We start from the raw sequence: 23053 nt of genomic DNA, 5'->3' as shown, positions 1-23053 counted from the left end.
ACAACCCAACAGCAAAGGTCTTAAACAGATGCGGCGCGAAAACCTCTCGCGCCGCATTTTTTCACTGACCGCTTAATACCCGAGCCGGGTCAATGCGGCTGGCACGTCTGGCGGGATACCAGCTCGCCAGCAGGCTCAGCAGAATCGCCGTAATCAGTACTGAGAACACATCAATCCAGTGCAGTTCCGACGGCAGGAAATCAATGAAGTAAATATCCCCCGCCAGCAGATGATGGCCGGTAATCGACTCCAGTCCGCGCACCAGCGAGGTCAGGTTCAGCGCCACCAGCACGCCCACGACCACGCCGCTGACGCTGCCCAGCAGACCCGCCAGCAAACCGTACCAGATAAAGATGGCGCGGATTAGCCGATCTTTAGCGCCGAGTGTGCGCAGCACTGCAATATCACTGCTTTTGTCTTTTACCGCCATTACCAGCGTGGAAACGATGTTAAAACAGGCAACGCCAATCACCAGCACCATCGCCAGATACATGATCGCGCGGATCATCTGAATGTCGCGATACATATAGCCGTAAGTGCCAATCCAGCTCTTGATGTAGACGTAAGAGCGGGTCGCCTCACCCGCATCGCGCACCAGTTTGACCGCCTGGAAGGGGTCGGTCATCTTCAGGGCGATGCCCGACACGCTGTCACCCATCTCCAGATAGTGCTGCGCATCGGCCAGCGGCACCAGCGCCAGACTGTGATCGAGCATGCCGCTCAATTGCAGGATACCGCTGACCTGAAGCCGGATACGTTTTGGCTGCAGCAGTTTGTTATCACCATCGTTATTGGGGATCATAATGGTGATCCAGTCGCCCTGCTTCACATTCAGCGATTTCGCGATACCGCCGCCCAGAATGATTTGCTGCTTACCGGCGGCAAAAGTGGACCAGGCGTTATTGGCGACAAACTGTGGCAGTGCGCTAAGACGCGGCTCTTGTGCGGGATCAACGCCTTTAACCTGCAGCGCTTCCAGCCGGGCACCGCTCTCAATCAGGCCAGTGAAGTTCACATAGGGCGCTGCCGCTGCAATGCCGGGCACCTTTTCAATCGGGGCAATCATCGACTGCCAGTGCTGAAACGGCTGATTGACCGCCTCGATCTCACCGTGCGGCACCACCGCCAGAATGCGATTGTTCAGCTCACGCTCAAAACCGTTCATGGCGCTCAGACCGATAATCAGCACCGCCACGCCCAGCGCAATCCCGATAGTAGAGATCACCGAAATCAGCGAGACCATGCCGCCACGACGGCGGCCGCGGCTAAAGCGCAGGCCCAGCAACAGGGATAACGACGAGCCCATTACAGCGCTCCTGCCATAGTAAGCTGCTCGCTTAACTGACCGTCACGCATCTCCATCTGTCGCGTCATGCGTTTTGCCAGCATCAGATCGTGCGTGACCACCAGAAACGCGGTGCCCTGACGCACGTTCAGTTCGCCCAGCAGTTCAAAAATAGCGTCAGCGTTGCGGGCATCCAGGTTGCCGGTTGGCTCATCCGCCATCACCAGACGAGGACGGTTGACCAGCGCACGGGCAATCGCCACGCGCTGGCGTTCGCCACCTGACAGTTCAGAAGGCCGGTGCGCGGCGCGATGGTCCAGACCGACTGCCGCCAGCATCTCACGGGCGCGATCCTGCGCTTCCGCTTTCGCAGTTTTGCCAATAAGTAGCGGCATCGCCACGTTCTCCAGCGCGCTGAAGTCCGGCAACAGATGGTGAAACTGATAGATAAAACCCAGCTCGCGGTTTCGCAACTCTGCTTTGGCCGATGAGGACATCGCATTCAGTGACTGACCATCAAACACTACGTCGCCCGAGGTCGGCGCATCCAGACCGCCCAGCAGATGCAGCAGCGTACTTTTACCGGAGCCGGAGCTGCCGACAATGGCTGTCAGTTCACCGGGCTGGAGGCTGAAAGCCACATTGCGCAGCACATCGGTCTGCACGCTGCCTTCCTGATAGCGTTTGCACAGGTCGCGGCACTGCAACAAAGGAGTGTTACTCATAACGTAAAGCCTCAGCAGGTTGAACGGCGGCAGCGCGCCACGAAGGATAGAGCGTAGACAACAGCGCCACAATCATCGCGCTGAGGGCGATAGTGACCACCTGCCACACATTAATATCAACCGGCAACGCGGCACCATCAAGGAACAGGCCAATTACCGGCATTAAGTTGTTGAGCTGGCTGGCAAGCAGGACGCCGAGCAGCGTGCCGAGCAGCGTGCCGATAATCCCGGCGCTGGCACCCTGAACCATAAACACCGCCACGATTTGCCGGCGTGTCAGGCCCTGGGTCTGGAGGATCGCCACTTCGCCCTGCTTCTCCATGATCAGCAGGCCTAATGACGTGATGATGTTAAAGGCTGCGACGGCGATAATCAGGCTCAGCAGCAGACCCATCATATTTTTTTCCATGCGCACTGCCTGGAAAAGATCGCCTTTGCGCTCACGCCAGTCTTTCCAGATAAGGCCCGCAGGCAATGTCTGTTGACTCAGACTGTCGACTGACAGCGGTTTATCCAGCCACAGTCGCCAGCCAGTAATATTCCCGGCCGGATAACGCATGACGCGCGACGCATCCTGCAGATTGACCAGAATCTGATACCCGTCGACTTCGCTATTGGCAGCATAAGTGCCCGCTACCGTAAACAGACGCTGACTCGGCACCCGCCCCATTGGCGTGAACTGGCTGACCGACGGCACCATCAAACGCAGTTGATCGCCACGTTTTACGCCAAGTTGTGATGCCAGCTGTTCGCCGAGAATGACATTGTACTGTCCGGGCTGCAGCACGCTCTGCTGGGTATTCACCAGGAACGGCGTCAGCGGATCTTTTTCATCCGGATTAATGCCCAGCATTACGCCAACAGAGACGCTGCGCGGGCTTTGCAGCACCACATTGGCGGTGGTCAGCGGCGCGATGCGGTTAACGCCCTGCAGATTCAGCGAGGCGGCGGGTTGCTGTTGGGGATTGAGACTGCCTTTGTCGCTGGTGATCAGCGCCTGCGGCATCAGCCCAAGAATATTGCCTTCGAGTTCACGCTCAAAACCGTTCATCACCGATAACACGGTGACCATCGCCAGCACGCCAAGCGTAATGCCAATCGTTGAGAGCCAGGAGACAAAGCGACCGAAGCGATCCGATGCTCGTCCGCGCATGTAACGCAGACCGATAAATAGCGCGACAGGTTGATACATGGAATCCAGTAAGCCGTTGCCTGAAAATAGGTAGTGGGATGATAAAGGAGCGGCTGGCTTTATGAAACCTCTAACCCTCTGAGTCGGCAGCAAAGTTGCATCCGGATGCGTCATCTCTTGCGTCAAAGCCGCGGAATAGCCGATAAAGCCGCCGCTTATTGGCTGATTATTCAGCGCAGGTGGGGTGTAGACTATAATCAGTAACAGGATAAGGGGTGAATTTATCGCACAGCGGTAGAGGTAGCGACCATGTTGAAATTTCCCAAAGGCAGTATCGTCAAACATAAATCCGGGGAGATCAGAGGCGAAATTATCAATGTCTTTGAGCAGGGAAACGCACCCGCCGGCTACTACGTAAAGTGGGACGACGGCAACCTCAGCTACCATCCTGAGCAGGAGTTATCCTGGGCAAATATCGACCGCCCACGCATGCATTACACACAGCAATCCATAAAATAAAATGCCCGCTTAACCCCGTCGCTGCATAGCGACGGCGGTTTTTTACGATGCCTCGCCAGACTCCGTCTATTCTCTCTCTATCCGCTGCATTACCGCTGACGCCGGGTAATGGCTGACCGATCCCTGGATTCAGCGCGGCGCGGCAGGAAAATTGTGCCGCAAAGGTGATCCCCCTGACATAATATGGAATGATTACGTCCTGGAAAAATGGAGCAACCCCGAGATCCCATGCCCGAACAGACTCGTTATACCCTGCCCGTTAAATCCGGCGACCACCGTCAGCTTGGCCAGATTATAGGCGCAGCGCACGCGGTGGAGTGTGCCAGCATTACCGAACACCATGCGGGTCCGGTATTGATGATTACCCCCGATACCCAAACCGCCCTGCGTCTGCTGGATGAGATCCGTCAGTTTACCGATCTGCCGGTGACGCACCTCGCTGACTGGGAGACACTCCCCTACGACAGCTTCTCGCCGCATCAGGATATTATCTCTGCGCGCCTGTCGACCCTCTACCAGCTGCCGGTGATGCAGCGCGGTATGCTGATCATGCCGGTCAATACCCTGATGCAGCGCGTCTGCCCGCACAGTTTCCTGCACGGCCATGCGCTGGTGATGAAGCAGGGACAAAAACTGTCACGCGACCGGCTGCGCGACCAGCTTGAGCAGGCCGGTTATCGCCATGTCGATCAGGTGATGGAGCACGGTGAATACGCCACGCGCGGCGCCCTGCTCGACCTGTTCCCGATGGGCAGCGATCAGCCTTATCGCATCGACTTTTTCGATGATGAGATCGACAGCCTGCGCCTGTTCGACGTCGACAGTCAGCGCACGCTGGAAGCCGTCCCGGAAATTAACCTGCTGCCGGCCCATGAGTTTCCCAGCGACAAAGCGGCTATTGAGCTGTTTCGCAGCCGCTGGCGCGAAATTTTTGATGTGCGCCGCGAGTCGGAGCATGTCTATCAGCAGGTAAGTAAAGGCACGCTGCCTGCGGGCATCGAATACTGGCAGCCGCTCTTTTTTGAACAGCCATTACCGAGTCTGTTCAGCTATCTGCCAGATAACACCCTGATTGTGAACTGTGGCGATCTGGAAGGCAGCGCCCGCCGCTTCTGGCAGGATGCTGAGGCGCGTTATGAGAACCGCCGCGTTGACCCGATGCGTCCACTGCTGGAGCCGGTTACCCTGTGGCTGCGTCCAGATGCCCTGATGGGTGAGTTGAAAGCCTGGCCACGCATTCAGATGACCAATGAAGTGCTGCCCGACAAAGCGGCGAATACCAATCTCGGTTACACCCCGCTGCCCGAACTTGCCGTTCAGGCGCAGGCGAAAGCGCCGCTCGACCATCTGCGTCAGTTTATTGAAACCTTCAGCGGTGCAGTCGTCTTCTCGGTTGAAAGCGAAGGCCGCCGCGAGACCCTGCAGGAACTGCTGGCCCGGATTAAACTGCGCCCTCAGCCGGTACATCGTTTCGATGAAACCGTCGACGATCGTTTCAGTCTGATGATTGGCGCCAGCGAGCGCGGTTTCATTGATACCCAGGGTAACCGGGCACTGATTTGCGAAAGCGATCTGCTGGGCGAACGCGTCAGTCGTCGCCGTCAGGATACCCGTCGCACTATCAATCCGGACATTCTTATCCGTAACCTGGCGGAGCTGAGTCCCGGCCAGCCGGTGGTGCATCTGGAGCACGGTGTGGGGCGCTATATCGGCCTGACGACGCTGGAAGCGGGTGGTATTCAGGCAGAATACCTGATGCTCTCTTACGCCAATGACGCCAAACTCTATGTACCGGTTTCGTCGCTGCACCTGATCAGTCGCTACGCGGGTGGCGCGGACGATAACGCCCCACTGCATAAACTGGGCAGTGATGCCTGGTCACGCGCCCGGCAGAAAGCGGCTGAGAAAGTGCGTGATGTGGCGGCTGAACTGCTGGATATCTATGCCCAGCGCGCCGCCAAATCTGGCTTTGCCTTTAAGCATAATCGTGAACAGTATCAGCTGTTCTGCGAAAGCTTCCCCTTTGAAACCACACCGGACCAGGCACAGGCAATCAACGCGGTGCTGAGTGATATGTGTCAGCCGCTGGCGATGGACCGTCTGGTGTGTGGCGACGTCGGCTTTGGTAAAACCGAAGTGGCGATGCGCGCGGCGTTTCTGGCGATTGAAAACCATAAACAGGTGGCCGTGCTGGTGCCGACCACCCTGCTGGCACAGCAGCACTACGATAACTTCCGCGATCGCTTCGCTAACTGGCCGGTCCGCATTGAGATGCTGTCCCGTTTCCGTACCGCCAAAGAGCAGGCGCAGGTATTGGAACAGGCCAGCGACGGCAAGATCGACATTTTAATCGGCACCCATAAGCTGCTGATGAGCGACCTCAAATGGCACGATCTCGGCCTGCTGATTGTTGATGAAGAGCACCGCTTCGGGGTGCGTCACAAAGAGCGCATCAAGGCGATGCGTGCCGATGTGGACATTCTGACCCTGACCGCCACGCCGATCCCGCGTACCCTGAATATGGCCATGAGCGGCATGCGCGATCTCTCGATTATCGCCACACCGCCAGCCCGCCGCTTAGCGGTGAAAACCTTTGTGCGTGAATTTGACGATCTGGTGATCCGCGAAGCGATCCTGCGTGAAGTTCTGCGTGGCGGACAGGTCTACTATCTTTACAACGACGTTGAAAATATTGAGAAAGCGGCGCAGCGTCTCAGCGAACTGGTGCCGGAAGCGCGTGTGGCCATTGGTCATGGTCAGATGCGTGAGCGCGATCTGGAACGGGTGATGAACGATTTCCATCATCAGCGTTTTAACGTGCTGGTCTGTACCACCATTATCGAAACCGGTATCGACATTCCGACTGCCAATACCATCATCATTGAGCGGGCCGATCACTTTGGTCTGGCACAGCTGCATCAGTTACGTGGTCGCGTTGGCCGTTCACATCATCAGGCTTATGCCTGGCTGTTAACGCCGCATCCAAAATCGATGACCGCCGATGCACATAAGCGACTGGAAGCGATCGCCTCTCTGGAAGATCTGGGAGCCGGTTTTGCGCTGGCTACGCACGACCTGGAGATTCGCGGTGCTGGCGAGCTACTGGGTGATGAGCAGAGCGGACAGATGGAGACGCTGGGCTTCACACTCTATATGGAACTGCTGGAGAATGCGGTCGACGCGCTAAAAGCGGGTCGCGAGCCGTCACTGGAAGATCTCACCAGTAATCAGACAGAGGTGGAGCTACGAATGCCCGCCCTGCTGCCAGAGACGTTTATCCCGGATGTCAGCACCCGTCTTTCGCTTTATAAGCGCATCGCCAGCGCAGAGGTTGAAGAGGAATTACAGGAGCTGAAAGTGGAGATGATCGACCGTTTTGGCCTGCTGCCCGATCCAGCCCGAAATCTGCTGGACGTGGCGATTATCCGTCTGAAGGCCCGTGCTGTCGGTCTGCGTAAGATCGAAGCCAGCGACAAAGGCGGTTATTTCGATTTTTCGCCGAAGAACAATGTAGATCCGGCATGGCTGATCGGCCTGTTGCAGAAAGAGCCACAGCAGTGGAAGCTGGATGGCCCAACACGCCTGCGGTTTACCCGCGAGCTGTCGGAAAGAAAGATTCGCATGGAGTGGGTGCAGGGCTTTGTTTCACAACTGGCTGAGCATCAGACGTAACACTTCTGCCCGCGCACTACTGAGCTAATAGGTAAAGCGCGGGAAATGGCGATAAAAAAAGGCGCATCATACGATGCGCCTTTTTCATTTTTTCACTATTACGTCGTGCTGTGTGGCCGCGAGTGCAGCAAAGCTTTGCCCAATTACGCCTGGTCGCCGTTGAGAACCAGCTGACCATTGCGATCCAGAGGAATACGCGTGCCGGGGTCATTTTCCATGCGGATTTTACCCTGCTGATCGCCTATTTTATAGGTCACGTCATATCCCAGTTTTTTCTCTTGTTTATCATAAACTGTTTTGCAGCGCTGTTCGGTTGTGGTGTAGGTATCCCGATCCTGCAGTCCACCCTGGACCTGATTACCGGCATAACCGCCCGCTACCGCACCCGCTACTGTCGCCACGTCCCTGCCGCGACCGCCGCCAAACTGGTGACCCAGCACCCCACCTGCCACTGCACCTAATACAGAGCCAGCAAGACGGTTTTCATCCTGTACGGCCCGACGGTGGGTCAGTGTGACGTTCCGGCACTCCTGACGTGGCTGTTTGATGCTCTCTTTGATTGGTGTTGCAGAGAGTACCTGAGCGTATTGAGGACCGCGATCAAACACATTCATGCCTGCTACGGCTGCAACACCCAGCGCTGCTGCCACACCAATACCGATACCCGCTAACATTGATTTATTCACAGGAAGTTCCTCCTGAAAAGTGTTACCGCGCAATCCTGCTGTTAAAGCATCCTCGTTAACTGAGGTATAACCGGCGTGCGCGACGCGCCGTGTTTGTTGAGATGAAGTTTTACAGATGGACCGAAAATGCAACATCAGATAAATGGAGGAAATTGGTCACTTTGCTATCAGGGCCAGTTTTTAGGAGAGTTCTGATGAGACGTAAGCCAGGAGTAATCGACGCCAGAATTTACTTTAATCCCTTCAAATTCAATATATTAAGAGATAACCAATATTGGCGCTGCGTCCTGATCATATTGACACGTGAACCCTGTCAGATTCGATATAGTGAGTCGATTCGCAGCAACTATAAGCGGCTGTAAACCAGTCAGACAGGTGATATCCCATTCATGTTGACGCCTCAGGACAAAGGCGGCATAGCTGACTGAACGGGGCTCCAGCGCGACGGATGAACCGTTGCACGGCTGTCCGCCATCCGCGATTACCTGCTGGCCCGACGCAAAAAAAAGCCCCCTCAGAATCGAGGAGGCTTAGCCTTGACCAGACTGATTACACTTGCTTAGTGCAGCTTAAGCCGGGGACGGATCACCCGGTTAATGCTGCCCACCAGCATCATCAGGCCGGTTTTAAAGTAGCCGTGCAGCGCGACCTGGTGCATACGGTAGAGTGAGATATAGACAAAGCGTGCAATACGCCCTTCCACCATCATCGAGCCGCGCATCAGGTTACCCATCAGGCTGCCGACCGTACTGAAGCGGGAAAGCGACACCAGCGAGCCATGGTCTTTATAGACATAAGCTTTCAGCGGTTTACCGTGACGCTGCGCCAGGATGTTTTCCATCGCGCGTGAGGCCATCTGGTGCGCCGACTGGGCGCGTGGCGGAACAAAACCGCCGCCCGGCAAAGCGCAGGAGGCACAGTCGCCAATGGCGTAGATGTCATCGTCCAGCGTGGTCTGCAAGGTCTCTTTCACCACCAGCTGGTTGATACGGTTGGTTTCCAGTCCGCCAATCTCTTTCAGGAAGTCAGGCGCTTTGATCCCTGCTGCCCAGACCATCAGGTCGGCTTCGATAAACTCGCCGCCTTTGGTATTCAGGCCATTACGCTCAGCGCTGGTGACCATGGTCTGCGTCAGAACGCGCACGCCCAGTTTGGTCAGCTCCTGGTGCGCAGCAGCAGAGATGCGCGGTGGGAGTGCAGGCAGAATACGTTCGCCCGCCTCCACCAGCGTCACGTTCAGCGCTTCGCGTCCGAGGCCTTTGAAGCCGTAGCTGTGCAGCTGTTTCACCGCGTTGTGCAGCTCCGCTGACAGCTCAACGCCTGTTGCGCCGCCGCCCACGATAGCGATATTCACTTTCTCGACCTTGCCTTCGCTGGCAGAGAATTTCAGGAACAGGTTGAGCATTTCGTTGTGGAAACGACGCGCCTGATGTGGATTATCCAGGAAGATGCAGTGATCTTTGACACCCGGCGTTCCGAAATCATTGGAGGTGCTGCCCAGCGCCATGACCAGCTGGTCGTAGGCCACTTCACGCTGTGGCACCAGCACTTCGCCCTGTGCGTTCAGCACTTCGGCCAGGCGGATCACTTTGCGGCTGCGATCGATATCAGTGAGCGAACCCAACTGGAACTCAAAACCGTGGTTGCGGGCATGGGCCAGATAGCTCAGTGCGTCAATGCCTTCATCCATCGAACCCGTGGCCACTTCGTGCAGCAGCGGCTTCCACAAATGGCTATGGTTACGATCAACCAGGATAATCTCGGCTTTCTTTTTACGACCCAGTTTATGGCCCAGCTGCGTCGCCATTTCCAGGCCGCCCGCTCCCCCGCCGACAATAACAATTCTCTTAACAGACGTAGTCAACAAAGACCCCCTCAAATTGTGAACCAAAAGTTAACCAAAGGTTAAATTAAACCTTAAGAAACATAGGGTTGGCGAAGTTAAAATCGCAATCTGCGGGCAGAATAGCATGGAGGGAAGAGGAGAACATAAGAATATTGATATACATCAAAGCGGAGAAATAAAACTCAGATAATTACGTAACGAAAACAGGCACCTTGCGGTGCCTGACAGGTTTAACCTGATGTTTTAAAAGATTTTATCCGTTGAAGGTGTGGGGATATGTTTTTGAATTTGTGCCCTTCTGTCTCATCCCAGACGATGTCATAAAACGGATGCAGCTGGTCGGCGATGCGCTGGCTGTCCAGCGCCTCATCATGACGGGAGAGGAAGGTCAGACAGCGGTCACGATTGCGCTCGCGAAAATCGCTGACGCATTTGGTGGCGATGTCCTGATACTCCTCGGGACGGTCGATCTTCCCTTCCATATTCTCCTGCGGAAAAAGGTTGGGATTGAAGATCGCCTGGCGGATGCCGCACAAAAACCCGATGCGCTCTGACCAGAAGCCGCCCAGCCCGACACCGCAAATCAGAGGGCGGTCATCGTCGGACAGCGTCAGCATCTTATCGGTCTCTTTCAGCAGAAACTGCATATCATGTTTAGGATGGCGGGTGCTGTAACTGATCAACCTGACGTCAGGATCGATAAATTGCAGTTGCAGCACCTTTTCGTGATTGCCCGGACTGTTGGAATCAAAACCGTGCAGATAGATGATCATGATAATCCTCAGGGTTGAGATAGCGCCCGGGCAGTCACTGCTTACCACGACGCCTTGTGAGCCAGCCAGCGTTCCTGAAGCGCACTCAGTTGCTGGGCATTGGTTTTCCAGCGATGCGTAGCCTGCAGCTCACCGCGGGTAAACCTGCCCTGATGATACAGCTGCGTCACGCGCTCTGACCCGACCGGGATCAGGTTATCCAGCACACTGATGGCTCCCTGGCGCTGATTGCAGACCAGAATCATGTCACAACCGGCAGAAAGGGACTGCTGCGCCCGCTCAGAATAGCTTCCCATCACGGCGGCGCCCTCCATCGACAGATCGTCGGAGAAAATCACACCATTAAAGCCCAGTTGCTCGCGCAACACGGTTTTCAGCCAGTATGGCGAGCCGCTGGCGGGCAGCGGATCAACGTCGGTGTAGATGACGTGAGCAGGCATGATGGCATCAAGGGCCTGCTCGGTGATCAGCTTGCTGAAGATCGCCATGTCATGCTCACGCAGCGTTTTTTCGTCGCGCGGATCCCGTGGCGTCTCTTTATGCGAATCGGCGCTGACCGCACCATGCCCTGGGAAATGTTTACCTGTGGTCTTCATGCCTGCCTCGTGCATCCCCGCAATAAAGCGGCGGGCAACAGCAAGGGCAATGGCCGGATCGGCGTGGAAAGAACGATCACCAATCGCGGCGCTGATATGACCAATGTCGAGCACCGGCGCAAAGCTGATATCGATATCCATCGCGATCATCTCGGCCGCCATCTGCCAGCCCGCCTGCTGCGCCATCTCACCTGCTGTGTCTGCATCGTGAAGCGCGGCGAAGGATTGCATCGCGGGCAGTTGGGTAAAGCCGTCACGGAAACGCTGAACGCGACCGCCCTCCTGGTCCACCGCAACCACCAGCCGGGAGTGAGAGGCCGCGCGGATCTGCCGCACCAGCTCTGCCAGCTGAGCCGGATCGTGATAATTTCGGGCAAATAAAATTAAGCCGCCGACCAGCGGATGTTTCAGGATGTCGCGCTCTTCGCCATCCAGTTCATAGCCCTCAACGTCAAGCATCAAAGGGCCGGGTAAATGTGTTCTCATAACCTGAATCCTGTGGCGTTAAGCAGCTGCATAACGCGATTAAATCTGTTCCCAGCTCTGTCGGGCCAGCTGGTGTAATGTTTCGTTTTCACTCTGACTGGCACGCAGCTGATACCAGCTCGCCATCAGCAAACGCAGCCAGGGTTGCCAGCGTCTGACCTGCTGCACTAGCGCGGGAAGCGGCAGCTGCATCGCCGCTGCATACTCTGCCAGCCATTCGGCATCGTACTGCGGATCGCTGGCACAGACGGCCGCCAGTTCCAGCGCCACGTCGCCATCGGCGGCATATTCCCAGTCAATCAGACGCAGGCCTTCGGGACCTTGTATGACATTGCCGGCATGCAGATCCATGTGCAGCGGTGCCAGCCTCAGCGGCCGGGGCTCACCCTGCCGCGTCAGGCGCCTGAGCGCTCGCAGCCAGCGGTGATGCCGCTGAGGTGTAAGCTGCCAGTAATCCCACAGTAGCGATAACACCGACAGTTGATAGCCGGTCAGCGGCTGCTGGTGCAGTTGCTGCATAAGTGCCACGATCTGCGGACGTTGCTCGCCGAAGCGTTGTGCATCCAGCGCCTCGCCCGCGCACCAGGTCAGGATAATTCCCTGACGATGTGACGCTACGGGCTGCGGCGCCAGCCCCGAGGTTCTTAACTTTCGTAACAGTCGGAATTCTCGCTGCCGGTCCACAAAGGGAATAGCCGGTTGCGGTGTCGCCCGAACGATAAAGGTGCCGCACGGGCTGACAATCTTCTGGCTGTGTCCGGTCAGACCGGCCAGCGGCATAATCAATGCTTTGTCTGGTTCGCCCGTGACCTGTTCAATGATCCGCTGGAATGCCGGATTAATTCTGAGCAATGCCGTTGCCGGACCAGATGATCTCGCCAGTCTGAACCAGCATCAGCTGCATCTGCAGGGTCGGTGCTTTAACATCGCCACGTGCGTTACTGTAGAGCACATATTGTGCGTTGAGGTTGCGCGCCAGGCCAATGGCTTTACTGCGCGAGTTCAGGCTGTCATCCGGCGATAATCCCAGCGTCTGCTTGGCCTGAGCCAGTTGATCTGCAGAGACCAGGGTGAATTTGCCGTTATTATTCAGCGCATTCTGGATTGCTGCCGTGGCTTTGTCGCTTTGCAGCGAGCCATTGGTGCTGTTTTTGATCCGATCGACCAGCAGCACGCTGCCCGGCTCGGCGCTGGCGGCCTGTAACATCTGCGCCACCAGCGGCTGAACGGTGGCATCCCAGTTGATAGTCACCAGTTTTGGCGGCTGCGGCACAGGCTGCGGTTGCGGCACCGGTTCAGGTTGCGGAACGGGCTGGGTTGGCTCAGCGGGCTGGGTCGGCTCAACCGGTGCAGGCTGCTGCTGCTGTTTTACAACACAGCCGGTCAGAATGAGCGCCATCAGAAGCGTTCCGGTACGATTAAAATTGCGTATCACGATGAAAATCCTTAAAGATAGAGATAAAGACGAACCTTACTGGCAGTCAGGTTACCCATTTGTGAGGCGGCGACTATGCTGCCCTGCGCCGGAACGGTGACGGTCTGCGCCGGTTCCTGCGGGGTGATTTCCAGCCCTTTGTCGTCATACCAGTAATAACGGTAGTGCACAACGACCGGTGTTTCGCGCTGATTATAGAGCACGCTGGTGGCACGCTTCAGTCCATCGTTCTCATCCAGCGTCGGCTCATCGGTAATAATCCCTGCCGACAGCACAGAGGACTCCATCACCAGTGACTGTGACGTATTGATCATCGGTTTATCACTGCTGCAAGCCGTCAGGCAGAGCAGGATCGGCAGGCCAGTCAGCCAGGATCGCATAGCACGTTTCCGTTATCAGTTAGAGAGCATCGGACCCAGCGGTTCGCCGCCCAGCAGATGCATATGAATGTGATAAACCTCCTGACCACCATGTTGATTGCAGTTCACAATCAGACGATAACCATTTTGGTCGATACCTTCCTGGCGGGCGATTTTCGCCGCGGTGGTAAACATGCGTCCCAGCGCGTGCTCGTGCGCGGCTTCCACCTCGTTGACCGTAGGGATCAGCACATTCGGCACGATTAAAATATGCGTCGGTGCTTTAGGCGAAATATCACGGAAGGCCGTGACCAACTCGTCCTGGTAAACCACATCAGCGGGGATTTCGCGGCGGATAATTTTACTAAAAATGGTTTCTTCAGCCATGGTGCAATTCCTTTAGCCTGAGTCGTAATCAATCAGTATGCGGGAGAAATTTGTTTTCTTTCAACCTCAGTACCACTTTTCTTGCATTGTTCGCGTGCCTTTGCAGCAGCCCCTCACTCCCCTGCCTGAAACCCCAGTATGAATACCCATAAAGCAGCCGCCATCACATAAAAATGAAACGCTGTTTTATAAATTAGAATTATGCCCCCCTTTTCTTTGCCTGATTGCCACTTCAACGCTTTTGGTTGCCAGATTGCGAAGGTTTAACCGCCGCGTCAGCTCTACTTTGCTAATCAGTCCGGGGGAGATGTCTGGCGTCACCCGGTCAAATTGCCCCATAACATTAAGGAGCCTCACACATGCGCTCACGTAAAATTGGTCCTGGCCACTATCTGGCCTATGGATCTGGCGATTTTCTCGGAGCAGGCACAACGGCGCTGACTGCCGCCTGGTTACTCTATTTTTACACGACCTTTTGTGGATTAACCCCCATTCAGGCCACGCTGATTTTCGCCGCCGCTCGCGTGCTGGACGCCGTGGTCAGCCCGCTGATGGGCTTCCTTACCGACAACTTCGGTTCAACCTGGCTGGGCAAACGTTTTGGCCGCCGGAAATTCTTTATCCTGCTCGGCATACCCTGTGTCTTCAGTTATAGCCTGATGTGGGTTAGCGACATGAGTTTCTGGTGGTATCTCTGCACTTACCTGCTGTTTGATATCGTCTACACCATGATTCTGGTGCCTTATGAAACGCTGGTGCCGGAAATGACCGACGACTTTAAACAGAAGACCCGCTTTTCCGGGGCGCGAATTGGTCTGGCACAATTATCAGCGATACTGGCCGCATTCTTACCCGGTATTTTGCTGAGCATGCTGGGCAAAGAAAATCCCCTCTCCTTTTTCTATGCCAGCCTGGTGTTCTCAGTAATTTGCGCGCTGGTACTGACGCTGGTGTGGTGCTTTACCTGGGAACGTCACCCCGATGACTTTTCTGCCGAATCACGCCGTGCGGAGCAGGAAAAGCAGCAGCTGACGCTGATGCAGAGTCTTAAACGGCTCTATGTCGAACTGGCCTCAACCTTACGTATCCGTATCTTCCGGCAACACCTTGGCATGTATCTCGGCGGCTATATTGCTCAGGATGTGTTTAACGCCGTCTTTACATGGTACGTGGTGTTTGTGCTGATGCAGAGTGCACAGGTTGCCTCCAGCCTGATGGGCACAATGGCAGTCTTGCAGTTTATTGCTGTGATGGTGATGATCCCGCTCTGTATCCGTATGGGACCGGCCCCTGCCTATCGTCTGGTCGCCATACTCTTTGGCCTCGCCGCGCTCTCCTATGCCGGTCTTTGGTATACCGGAATGAACGACAACATGTCTCTGCTGCTGGTGATCTCTGCCGTCGCAGGCCTGGGGCGTGGCGGCATCAACTATGTGCCGTGGAACACCTACACCTATATCGCCGATGTGGATGAGGTGATCACCGGTCAGCGCCGTGAAGGGATATTTGCCGGCATCATGACCCTGACGCGTAAAGCGTCCCAGGCGGGTGCCGTCATGCTGGTGGGCATCGTGCTGCAGCTCTCCGGCTTTGTCTCTGGCCAGGCCACGCAGGCGCCGGGCGTCAGCCACACTATTCTGGCGATTCTCAGCATCGGCACGGTGGCCGTGCTGACCTGCGGCTTTATTGTCTCACTGCGTTTTAAACTGAATTTGCAGACGCACACCGTGCTGCGCCAGGAGACGCTGAAGATGCGCGAGGCAGGCCGCATCGTGCCGGAAAGTATCACCCCGGAAGCACGGAGCATTGTCGAAACGCTGGCAGGCATGCCTTACGAGAATCTGTGGGGCAACAACAATATTGGCTTCCTTAATCGCAACAAGCCCGCGCCGGAAAAACTTACCGCACCTCCCGTATTAACCCCTTCTTTAAACACCACCTTAAAACGACAGGAATAAACCATGACTGTATTTCCCGTTAAACATAGCAAATTATTGTGCCAGCCTGAGCATTTGCTGCCACGCAGCGAACTGGTTCAGCTGATTCAGAAGCTGACTCAGAATCTGGTCAATATCACGGATGAAACTGGCGAATTTTTATTACGGCTGGACGATGGCCGGGTGATTGATACTAAAGGCTGGGCGGGTTGGGAATGGACACACGGCATCGGCCTGTACGGTATGCTGCAATACTATCAGCAGACCGGTGACGCGCAGACGCTGGCCATCATCGACAGGTGGTTTACGCAGCGCCTGGCGGAAGGCACGCCGACCAAAAACGTGAATACCGTGTGCCCCTTTCTGACGCTGGCTTATCGTTACGAAGAGACCAGAAACCCGGCCTGGGTGCCGGTGCTGGAGCGCTGGGCAGAATGGGTCATGTATGAGATGCCGCGTACTGAACAGGGCGGCCTGCAGCATATTGTCTATAACAATGAGAACACCCAGCAGCTCTGGGACGATACGCTGATGATGAGCGTAATGGCGCTGGCTAAAATTGGTCAGTTGCTGAAGCGCGATGAGTGGGTTGAAGAAGCGAGCTATCAGTTCCTGCTTCATACCCAGTATCTGATGGATCGCAATACCGGCTTATGGTTTCACGGCTGGAATTTTGATGGCCGCCATAACTTCGCCAATGCGCACTGGGCGCGCGGCAACAGCTGGGTGACGATTGTCATTCCCGATTTTCTGGAGATGATGAACTGGCCTGAGCATCACGCGACCCGTCGTTTTCTGCAGCAGGTGCTGGAGAACCAGGTTAACGCATTGAAGGCCTGTCAGCACAGCAGCGGATTGTGGCACACCCTGCTCGATGATCCGCAAAGCTATCCGGAAGCTTCTGCCACAGCCGGGTTTGCCTATGGCATTCTGAAAGCAGTGCGCAAGCGTTATCTGTCCGCTGCGTATCGTGAGGTGGCAGAAAAAGCGCTGCACGGCGTAATTGCCAATATTGATGAAGATGGCGAGCTGAAGCAGGTCTCTTTTGGTACTGCAATGGGCAGTGACCTGGACTACTACCGCACGGTTCCCCTGACCTCCATGCCGTACGGTCAGGCGATGGCCCTGCTCTGTCTGACTGAGTATCTGCGTGTTTACCTCTGAGTCCTGGCCAAAAAAAAGCCCCGCTTAGCGGGGCTTTTTCATCTCTTAATGATTACATGCTGCGGATGTAATCATCCATATCGGTTTTCAGGTTATCGGATTTGGTTCCGAAAATCGCCTGTACACCGGAACCCGCAACCACCACGCCACGAGCGCCGAGGTTTTTCAGTTCAGACTGATCCACTTTCGCTACATCAGCAACGCTGACACGTAAACGGGTGATACAGGCATCCAGGTTGGTGATGTTCTCTTTACCACCAAACGCAGCTACCAGTTTGCCCGCCATCTCCGTTCCGGTCGCGGTAGACTGCTCGCTGCTGCTGCTCTCTTCACGGCCAGGCGTTTTCAGATCCAGTTTAGCAATCAGAACGCGGAATACGGTGTAGTAAACCAGGCCGTAGATGATGCCGATAATCGGGAACAACCAGATTTTGCTGCTGTTGCCGCTCAGCACGATGAAGTCGATCAGACCGTGTGAGAAGCTGGTGCCATCACGCATTCCGAGCAGGATACAGATTGGGAAGGCCAGACCTGCCAGCAGCGCATGGATCACATACAGAATCGGCGCCACGAACATGAATGAGAATTCAATCGGTTCGGTGATACCGGTCAGGAATGAGGTCAGCGCAGCAGAGATCATGATGCCGCCAACTTTGGCACGGTTTTCAGGTTTCGCTGAATGCCAGATAGCAATCGCGGCTGCTGGCAGACCGTACATTTTGAACAGGAAGCCACCAGAGAGTTTACCTGCGGTCGGGTCACCTGCCATGTAACGCGGGATATCGCCGTGGAATACCTGGCCTGCCGCATTGGTATATTCACCAATCTGCATCTGGAAAGGTACGTTCCAGATGTGATGCAGACCAAATGGCACCAGCGCGCGCTCAACAACGCCGTAGATGCCAAAGGCAACAACCGGGTTCTGATAGGCAGCCCACTGTGAGAACTCCTGAATCGCAGCACCGACGGGTGGCCAGATAAAGGAGAGCAGCACACCCAGCACAATCGCCGCCAGGCCAGAGATAATCGGCACAAAACGTTTACCGGCAAAGAAGCCCAGATATTCTGGCAGCTTGATGCGGTAGAAGCGGTTGAACATGTAAGCGGCGATGGAACCAGCGATGATACCGCCCAGAACCCCGGTATCGGCGAGGTGTTTCGCCTCGATCTCCGCCGCTGGCAGATGCAGCACCAGCGGTGCAACGACCGACATGGTTTTCACCATGATGCCATACGCGACAACGGCGGCCAGTGCCGAAACGCCGTCGTTGTTAGTGAAGCCCAGCGCCACGCCGATAGCGAAAATCAGTGGCATGTTGGCGAACACCGATCCACCCGCTTCTGCCATTACATGGGAAACCACTGCTGGTAACCAGCTGAAATTGGCTGAACCGACCCCTAACAAAATACCGGCAATCGGCAGAACCGATACCGGCAGCATCAGCGATTTACCGACCTTTTGAAGGTTGGCAAAAGCATTTTTGAACATAGCGTGAAGCTCCTGAGTATGAGTGCATATTTGCGCAGAGCGCGTGGCAAAGAGGGAGGATTCTTTGCCGGGCTGGCGGTGACCGCCTTTTGATTTATTACGAAGGGTAAAATAAATCCCGAATTGTTACTTTGACGGCTATCACGTTTCGACAAACAGAGCCGCGCACTTTACGAAATTTCTGACTGATCCGCACGAGTAATCGACGATAAAAAGCTGACCCTGGCTGAATAGACAGGGTCATATAAGCAGGTTGCAGATTAATTACAGAGAGTGAAATAAAAGACGGTTAGCCGCCCAGCTTACTCATGGGGATATGAAACAGCGTTGAAAAGTTTTGAGTGGTGGCAGCGGCCAGCGTTTCCATATCCACGCCTTTTAATACGGCCAGATATTCGGCAACATCGCGCGTATAAGCGGGCTGATTCTCTTTACCGCGATACGGCACGGGTGCCAGATAAGGTGAATCCGTTTCCACCAGCATCCTGTCCAGCGGCACATAACGCGCAGCTTCGCGTAACTGTTCAGCATTGCGGAAGGTGACAATACCGGAAAATGAGATGTAAAAGCCCATATCCAGCAGCTTTGCGGCGGTGGGCTGATCCTCGGTGAAGCAATGCAGCACGCCGCCACAACGCTCGACCTGCTCTTCACGCAAAATCGCCAGCGTATCTTCGCGTGCATCCCGGGTATGAACAATAATCGGTTTATTCAGCGCGATGCCGGTACGGATATGTTCCCGGAATGAGCGCTGCTGCTGATCTTTGGTCTCTGGCTGATAGTGATAATCCAGCCCGGTTTCACCCAGAGCCACGACCTGAGGATCGGCAGAGAGCCGGCGAAACTCCTCAACGTCATAGGCCTCTTCCTGATTCAGCGGATGCACGCCGCAGGAGAGCGCAATGTTTTTTCGATCGCCAACCAGACGTTTCAGGGTGTGAAAACCCGGCAGCGTGGTGGCAATAGCCAGCATAAATTTCACATCACGCGCTGCTGCTTTAGCGATCACATCATCAAGGTCACGGTGGTTCTTTTCATAATCCAGGCCATCAAGATGGCAATGGGAATCAACAATAAACATAATTACTCTCAGGTAGGTTTAGCCGACCAGCGCGGGCTTCTGTAGGTCCGCCCAGCTCAGGAGCTGATCGGTCAGCAATAATTCACGATTGACTGACGCCACATGCAGTAGCTGCTCACGACAGCGCATCCATGCCTGGGTGCTGCTGTTGAGCGCACTGGCAGAAAAGTAACCTGCCAGTAGCTGCACCACATCCTGGCGATCAATATTACTCAGCCATTGTCCCGCATTTTGCTGCCATTTCATGGCATCCAGCAATAACGAGAGCAGCCAGCCGATACGTGCGGCCGCGTCGTCCGCGTTCAGTGCAGGCAGCAGTTGCAGGATGTCCTGCTGTAACGCAGCGGGCAGCGCATCACAGAGCTTCTGACGGGCTTGCCACGGTCCGGTTTCCAGCAGGCTCAGTGCCGCTCCGGGTGCGCCCGCGCTGAGGCGCAACGCTGCCAGCAGCATCTGTTCATCGTGGGAGGATTGCTTCTTCAGCCAGAGCAGACTTTGTCCTTCGTCCGGCGGTGTCAGATGAAGCGTCATGCAGCGGCTGCGCAGCGTGGCCAAAAGGCGTGAGGGGTCACGGCTGCAGAGGAAGAACCAGCTGTTGGCAGGCGGCTCTTCAAGGGTTTTCAGCAGTGCGTTAGCTGCGGCTTCCGAAAGCTGCGCAGCATCTGGCAGCCAGACCACTTTCGCGCCGCCCTGCTGACCAAAGTGATACATCTTTTCCGTCACCTGACGCACCGCATCAATGCCCAGGGTACTTTTGCCCTTCTCTGCCTCAAGTCGATACCAGTCAGGATGGGTGTTGGCCTGCATCAGCTGACAACCGTGGCACTCTCCGCAACTTTTCAGGCCATCCCGCTGCTGGCACATCAGCCAGCGGCTCATTCCCCAGACCAGTGCCTCATCGCCCATGCCCGCCATCGCCTGGATCATCAGCGCATGGTGAGCGCGATTTTCCTGGTGCTGACTGATCACCTGACGGTAAGGCTGATTCAGCCACGGATACCAGTTCATCACGCCTGCTCCGCCAGCCAGCTATCCAGCGTCGCTTTAAGTGACGCGGTCACTTCTTCCAGCGACTGAGTGGCATCAATGGTAAGAATGGTGGGATCGTCTGCTGCCAGCGTCAGATAGCGCGCGCGGGTGCGCTCAAAGAAGCGCAATGACTCCTGCTCAATACGATCCAGCTCGCCACGTGCACGGGCACGCTGGAGACCAATATCAGGTGTCACATCCAGATAGAGCGTCAGGTCGGGACGGAAATCGCCTAAGACAGCATCACGCAGCGTCTGCATCAGTTCACTGTCGAGTCCCCGACCGCCGCCCTGGTAAGCCTGAGAAGAGAGATCGTGTCGATCGCCAATCACCCAGGCACCGCGAGCCAGCGCAGGTTTGATGACGGTCTCCACCAGCTGAACGCGCGCTGCATAGAGCATCAGCAGCTCTGCTTTATCCGTAACCTGCTCACCCTCAATCCCCTGCTTGACCAGTGTCCGCAGCTGTTCTGCCAGCGGCGTGCCGCCCGGTTCACGGGTAAAGACCAGATCGTTGATGCCCCGGGCGCGCAGCGTGGCAACAACAGCATCACGCGCAGTGGTCTTTCCGGCGCCTTCCAGGCCTTCAATGACGATAAACTTACTGTTCATTTTTTTCCTTCAGTGTCTGCCGGTAAATCTGCACCGCTTTGTTATGGCTGGCAAGGTTGGTGGTGAACGTATGTCCACCCTTCCCGTCTGCAACGAAGTAGAGATAGTTCGTTTTTTCAGGATGCGCTGCTGCCTGAAGTGACGCTTTGCCCGGCATGGCAATCGGGCCAGGCGGCAGCCCGTTAATCGTGTAAGTATTGTACGCGCTGGCGGTTTCAAGATCTTTGCGGGTCAGCGTGCCGTTATAACTGTCACCCATGCCATAGATGACGGTGGGATCGGTCTGTAACCGCATTCCCGTGCGCAGGCGATTAATAAACACCGAGGCGACACGTGCGCGCTCTTCGCTGACACCGGTCTCTTTCTCAATGATGGAGGCCATCGTCACCATATCCTGTGGCGTTTTATAGGGCAGATTGTCCGCCCGTCCCTGCCACACCGCATCAATGGTCTTTTTCATCCGATCATGCGCCCGCTGCAACAGCGCCATATCGGTGGTGTTCGCCGTGTAGAGATAGGTATCCGGGAAGAAGTTGCCTTCCAGTTGTTCAGGCTCCACCTTGAGTGCGCTGGCCAGGGTGGCGAACTGATCGTCTTTCAGGGTGTGCCGGATGTAGGGCGCTTTACGCAGTTCACTCAGCCACTCTTTGAGCCGCTGACCTTCGACGAACCGCACCGGGAATTGCGCCTCTTTGCCGCTGGCCAGCAGCTGTAACAGCGAGCGTACGGTCATGGTTGGCTCAAGGCGATAAGTGCCCGCCTTAAAGGTCGCCAGTTCCGGCTCCAGACGCAGCAGCGCACCAAACCAGATACTGTGGGGAATAATTTTCTGCTCTTCCAGCTGCGCTTCAAGCGCAACCCGCCCCGTGCCGGCAGGCAGCGTATAAATCGTTTCCTGTTTCAGCGTCAATGGGGTGGCAGCAAACTGCTTAACCTGACAGTAACTCAGCACCGCTGCGAGAACGACGATTGCCAGCAGGCTGACGAGAATCTTTTTACTTCGAATCATGATGCATCCATTATTTGTTCACAGCTTGCCAGCAGCTGCTTAAACAGCGAGCGCTCAGTAAACTGCACCGCTTCTATCTGTCGGACCGGCAGAACCGGCATCAGCGCGTTACATATCACCACTTCATCGGCTGCCAGCAGTTGCGCCGGTTCGCTTTTCACTATCTGGCAAGCCTGACCTGCTGCAGCAAGTTGCGCCATAAGACTCCGCCGCATAATGCCATCGACACCCGATGCCGAGAGATCGGGCGTGAAAATCTGCGTGCCCTGACGCCAGAATAAATTGGCCGCACAGCATTCCACCACCCAACCTTCAGTGTCAAGCACCAGCGCCTCGTCGGCGTCTGTCTGGTCAAGATGAACCCGGATCATCACCTGCTCCACGCGGTTCAGGTGCTTGATACCGGCAAATTGCGGGTTTCGCGCCAGACGAATCGGACTAAGCCGGAGTCGGGCACCACGCTGCTGAATATCGGTGTAGTGTTGTGGCCAGGCGGCCAGAGAGACGATTCGCACAGGTTCACCACAGCCGCGACGGCTGTAACCCCGCCCGCCGCTGCCCGCGCTGATAATCACTTTCAGCACCGCCTGGGTTTGTTCATAAGCGGCCTGCTTCATCTCGGTCTCAAGCTGATGCCAGTCGACGCCAGCGATCCATAACCGCTCACAGCCCTCTTTAAGGCGCTGAATATGGCTTTCCAGCATCACAATTTTACCCTGACGCACGGCGGCGGTAGTAAAACAGCCATCGCCGAACTGCAGTGCGCGGTCGCTGGCGGCCACTGTCGATTGTCTGAACCCGTTAATCCACATCGTTCTCTCCTGAGCGTGAC

General features: G+C 55.8%; 21 protein-coding genes. 4 read left to right on the top strand and 17 right to left on the bottom strand.

Annotation, left to right across the window (positions count from 1 at the left end):
- Positions 1-61: 61 nt before the first annotated feature.
- The 3 genes from lolE to lolC are packed head-to-tail and all read right to left on the bottom strand — an operon-like array spanning position 62 to position 3202.
- Positions 62-1306, bottom strand: coding sequence for a lipoprotein-releasing ABC transporter permease subunit LolE (lolE, locus tag P2R09_RS03475; RefSeq protein WP_003849842.1), 1245 nt, complete (start codon positions 1304-1306; stop codon positions 62-64).
- Positions 1306-2010 (bottom strand): lipoprotein-releasing ABC transporter ATP-binding protein LolD, encoded by a 705-nt coding sequence (lolD, locus tag P2R09_RS03470; RefSeq protein WP_039661033.1) that lies wholly within the window; start codon positions 2008-2010, stop codon positions 1306-1308. The genes lolE and lolD overlap by 1 nt, the downstream gene beginning before the upstream one ends.
- The gene (lolC, locus tag P2R09_RS03465; RefSeq protein WP_033743171.1) at positions 2003-3202 is read right to left on the bottom strand and encodes a lipoprotein-releasing ABC transporter permease subunit LolC; all 1200 of its coding nucleotides are present in this window, start codon (positions 3200-3202) and stop codon (positions 2003-2005) included. Before lolC ends, lolD begins: the two co-directional genes overlap by 8 nt.
- 249 nt (positions 3203-3451) lie before the next feature.
- Here lolC and P2R09_RS03460 point away from each other — a divergent pair, with 249 nt between their 5' ends.
- Both P2R09_RS03460 and mfd read left to right on the top strand, forming a co-directional pair.
- Positions 3452-3661 carry a hypothetical protein gene (locus tag P2R09_RS03460; RefSeq protein ID WP_003849845.1) on the top strand — a complete coding sequence of 70 codons (210 nt, stop codon included), beginning with the start codon at positions 3452-3454 and terminating at the stop codon, positions 3659-3661.
- A gap of 228 nt (positions 3662-3889) precedes the next feature.
- Positions 3890-7333 carry a transcription-repair coupling factor gene (gene mfd, locus P2R09_RS03455; protein WP_275767111.1) on the top strand — a complete coding sequence of 1148 codons (3444 nt, stop codon included), beginning with the start codon at positions 3890-3892 and terminating at the stop codon, positions 7331-7333.
- A gap of 143 nt (positions 7334-7476) precedes the next feature.
- Here the strand turns inward: mfd and P2R09_RS03450 are convergent, their stop codons facing one another.
- From P2R09_RS03450 to hinT, 8 genes are all read right to left on the bottom strand, one after another.
- The gene (locus P2R09_RS03450; RefSeq protein ID WP_003849847.1) at positions 7477-8019 is read right to left on the bottom strand and encodes a glycine zipper 2TM domain-containing protein; all 543 of its coding nucleotides are present in this window, start codon (positions 8017-8019) and stop codon (positions 7477-7479) included.
- A gap of 559 nt (positions 8020-8578) precedes the next feature.
- Complete coding sequence (locus tag P2R09_RS03445; RefSeq protein WP_003849848.1) at positions 8579-9883, bottom strand: NAD(P)/FAD-dependent oxidoreductase; 1305 nt, start codon at positions 9881-9883, stop codon at positions 8579-8581.
- A gap of 212 nt (positions 9884-10095) precedes the next feature.
- On the bottom strand, positions 10096-10638 hold the full coding sequence (ycfP, locus tag P2R09_RS03440) for an alpha/beta hydrolase YcfP (protein WP_003849849.1): 543 nt from the start codon (positions 10636-10638) through the stop codon (positions 10096-10098).
- A gap of 41 nt (positions 10639-10679) precedes the next feature.
- Positions 10680-11720 (bottom strand): beta-N-acetylhexosaminidase, encoded by a 1041-nt coding sequence (nagZ, locus tag P2R09_RS03435; RefSeq protein WP_039661026.1) that lies wholly within the window; start codon positions 11718-11720, stop codon positions 10680-10682.
- Positions 11721-11759: 39 nt separating this feature from the next.
- A complete protein-coding gene (thiK, locus tag P2R09_RS03430; protein WP_275767284.1) occupies positions 11760-12542 on the bottom strand; it encodes a thiamine kinase in 783 nt (260 codons plus the stop codon).
- A 16-nt stretch (positions 12543-12558) separates the two neighbouring features.
- On the bottom strand, positions 12559-13155 hold the full coding sequence (gene lpoB / locus P2R09_RS03425; protein ID WP_275767105.1) for a penicillin-binding protein activator LpoB: 597 nt from the start codon (positions 13153-13155) through the stop codon (positions 12559-12561).
- Positions 13156-13166: 11 nt separating this feature from the next.
- Positions 13167-13535: a DUF1425 domain-containing protein gene (locus P2R09_RS03420; protein ID WP_003849853.1), complete on the bottom strand. Its 369-nt coding sequence runs from the start codon at positions 13533-13535 to the stop codon at positions 13167-13169.
- A gap of 15 nt (positions 13536-13550) precedes the next feature.
- Entirely contained in the window at positions 13551-13901 is a 351-nt protein-coding gene (gene hinT, locus P2R09_RS03415) for a purine nucleoside phosphoramidase (protein WP_003849854.1), read from the bottom strand.
- A 359-nt stretch (positions 13902-14260) separates the two neighbouring features.
- Between hinT and P2R09_RS03410 the strand changes: the two genes are divergently transcribed.
- Complete coding sequence (locus P2R09_RS03410; protein ID WP_275767102.1) at positions 14261-15859, top strand: MFS transporter; 1599 nt, start codon at positions 14261-14263, stop codon at positions 15857-15859.
- Between the two features lie 3 nt (positions 15860-15862).
- Positions 15863-17002, top strand: coding sequence for a glycoside hydrolase family 88 protein (locus P2R09_RS03405; RefSeq protein ID WP_275767100.1), 1140 nt, complete (start codon positions 15863-15865; stop codon positions 17000-17002).
- A 52-nt stretch (positions 17003-17054) separates the two neighbouring features.
- Here P2R09_RS03405 and ptsG read toward each other — a convergent pair whose 3' ends face one another.
- From ptsG to pabC, 6 genes are all read right to left on the bottom strand, one after another.
- Entirely contained in the window at positions 17055-18491 is a 1437-nt protein-coding gene (ptsG, locus tag P2R09_RS03400; RefSeq protein WP_275767098.1) for a PTS glucose transporter subunit IIBC, read from the bottom strand.
- A 289-nt stretch (positions 18492-18780) separates the two neighbouring features.
- Positions 18781-19572: a metal-dependent hydrolase gene (locus P2R09_RS03395; RefSeq protein WP_275767096.1), complete on the bottom strand. Its 792-nt coding sequence runs from the start codon at positions 19570-19572 to the stop codon at positions 18781-18783.
- A gap of 18 nt (positions 19573-19590) precedes the next feature.
- Complete coding sequence (gene holB, locus P2R09_RS03390; protein ID WP_275767094.1) at positions 19591-20580, bottom strand: DNA polymerase III subunit delta'; 990 nt, start codon at positions 20578-20580, stop codon at positions 19591-19593.
- Positions 20580-21212: a dTMP kinase gene (tmk, locus tag P2R09_RS03385; RefSeq protein ID WP_154926086.1), complete on the bottom strand. Its 633-nt coding sequence runs from the start codon at positions 21210-21212 to the stop codon at positions 20580-20582. Before tmk ends, holB begins: the two co-directional genes overlap by 1 nt.
- The gene (mltG, locus tag P2R09_RS03380) at positions 21202-22221 is read right to left on the bottom strand and encodes an endolytic transglycosylase MltG (RefSeq protein WP_275767090.1); all 1020 of its coding nucleotides are present in this window, start codon (positions 22219-22221) and stop codon (positions 21202-21204) included. Before mltG ends, tmk begins: the two co-directional genes overlap by 11 nt.
- The gene (gene pabC, locus P2R09_RS03375; RefSeq protein WP_275767088.1) at positions 22218-23033 is read right to left on the bottom strand and encodes an aminodeoxychorismate lyase; all 816 of its coding nucleotides are present in this window, start codon (positions 23031-23033) and stop codon (positions 22218-22220) included. Before pabC ends, mltG begins: the two co-directional genes overlap by 4 nt.
- Between the last annotated feature and the right edge of the window lie 20 nt (positions 23034-23053).

The organism is Pantoea sp. Cr_R13 (genome assembly GCF_029222565.1).
Lineage (GTDB): Bacteria > Pseudomonadota > Gammaproteobacteria > Enterobacterales > Enterobacteriaceae > Pantoea > Pantoea eucalypti.
Note: the sequence above shows the minus strand (reverse complement) of the source record. Positions and strands in the feature narration are given on the sequence as shown.

Excerpts from the sequence above, each read along its gene's own strand:
- tmk (WP_154926086.1), bottom strand. The coding sequence starts at position 21,212 with ATGAACAGTAAGTTTATCGTCATTGAAGGCCTGGAAGGCGCCGGAAAG.
- P2R09_RS03410 (WP_275767102.1), top strand. The coding sequence starts at position 14,261 with ATGCGCTCACGTAAAATTGGTCCTGGCCACTATCTGGCCTATGGATCT.
- hinT (WP_003849854.1), bottom strand. The coding sequence starts at position 13,901 with ATGGCTGAAGAAACCATTTTTAGTAAAATTATCCGCCGCGAAATCCCC.
- ptsG (WP_275767098.1), bottom strand. The coding sequence starts at position 18,491 with ATGTTCAAAAATGCTTTTGCCAACCTTCAAAAGGTCGGTAAATCGCTG.
- P2R09_RS03460 (WP_003849845.1), top strand. The coding sequence starts at position 3,452 with ATGTTGAAATTTCCCAAAGGCAGTATCGTCAAACATAAATCCGGGGAG.
- pabC (WP_275767088.1), bottom strand. The coding sequence starts at position 23,033 with ATGTGGATTAACGGGTTCAGACAATCGACAGTGGCCGCCAGCGACCGC.
- lolE (WP_003849842.1), bottom strand. The coding sequence starts at position 1,306 with ATGGGCTCGTCGTTATCCCTGTTGCTGGGCCTGCGCTTTAGCCGCGGC.
- mltG (WP_275767090.1), bottom strand. The coding sequence starts at position 22,221 with ATGATTCGAAGTAAAAAGATTCTCGTCAGCCTGCTGGCAATCGTCGTT.
- lolC (WP_033743171.1), bottom strand. The coding sequence starts at position 3,202 with ATGTATCAACCTGTCGCGCTATTTATCGGTCTGCGTTACATGCGCGGA.
- mfd (WP_275767111.1), top strand. The coding sequence starts at position 3,890 with ATGCCCGAACAGACTCGTTATACCCTGCCCGTTAAATCCGGCGACCAC.
- nagZ (WP_039661026.1), bottom strand. The coding sequence starts at position 11,720 with ATGAGAACACATTTACCCGGCCCTTTGATGCTTGACGTTGAGGGCTAT.
- holB (WP_275767094.1), bottom strand. The coding sequence starts at position 20,580 with ATGAACTGGTATCCGTGGCTGAATCAGCCTTACCGTCAGGTGATCAGT.
- P2R09_RS03395 (WP_275767096.1), bottom strand. The coding sequence starts at position 19,572 with ATGTTTATTGTTGATTCCCATTGCCATCTTGATGGCCTGGATTATGAA.
- P2R09_RS03420 (WP_003849853.1), bottom strand. The coding sequence starts at position 13,535 with ATGCGATCCTGGCTGACTGGCCTGCCGATCCTGCTCTGCCTGACGGCT.
- lolD (WP_039661033.1), bottom strand. The coding sequence starts at position 2,010 with ATGAGTAACACTCCTTTGTTGCAGTGCCGCGACCTGTGCAAACGCTAT.
- P2R09_RS03405 (WP_275767100.1), top strand. The coding sequence starts at position 15,863 with ATGACTGTATTTCCCGTTAAACATAGCAAATTATTGTGCCAGCCTGAG.
- ycfP (WP_003849849.1), bottom strand. The coding sequence starts at position 10,638 with ATGATCATCTATCTGCACGGTTTTGATTCCAACAGTCCGGGCAATCAC.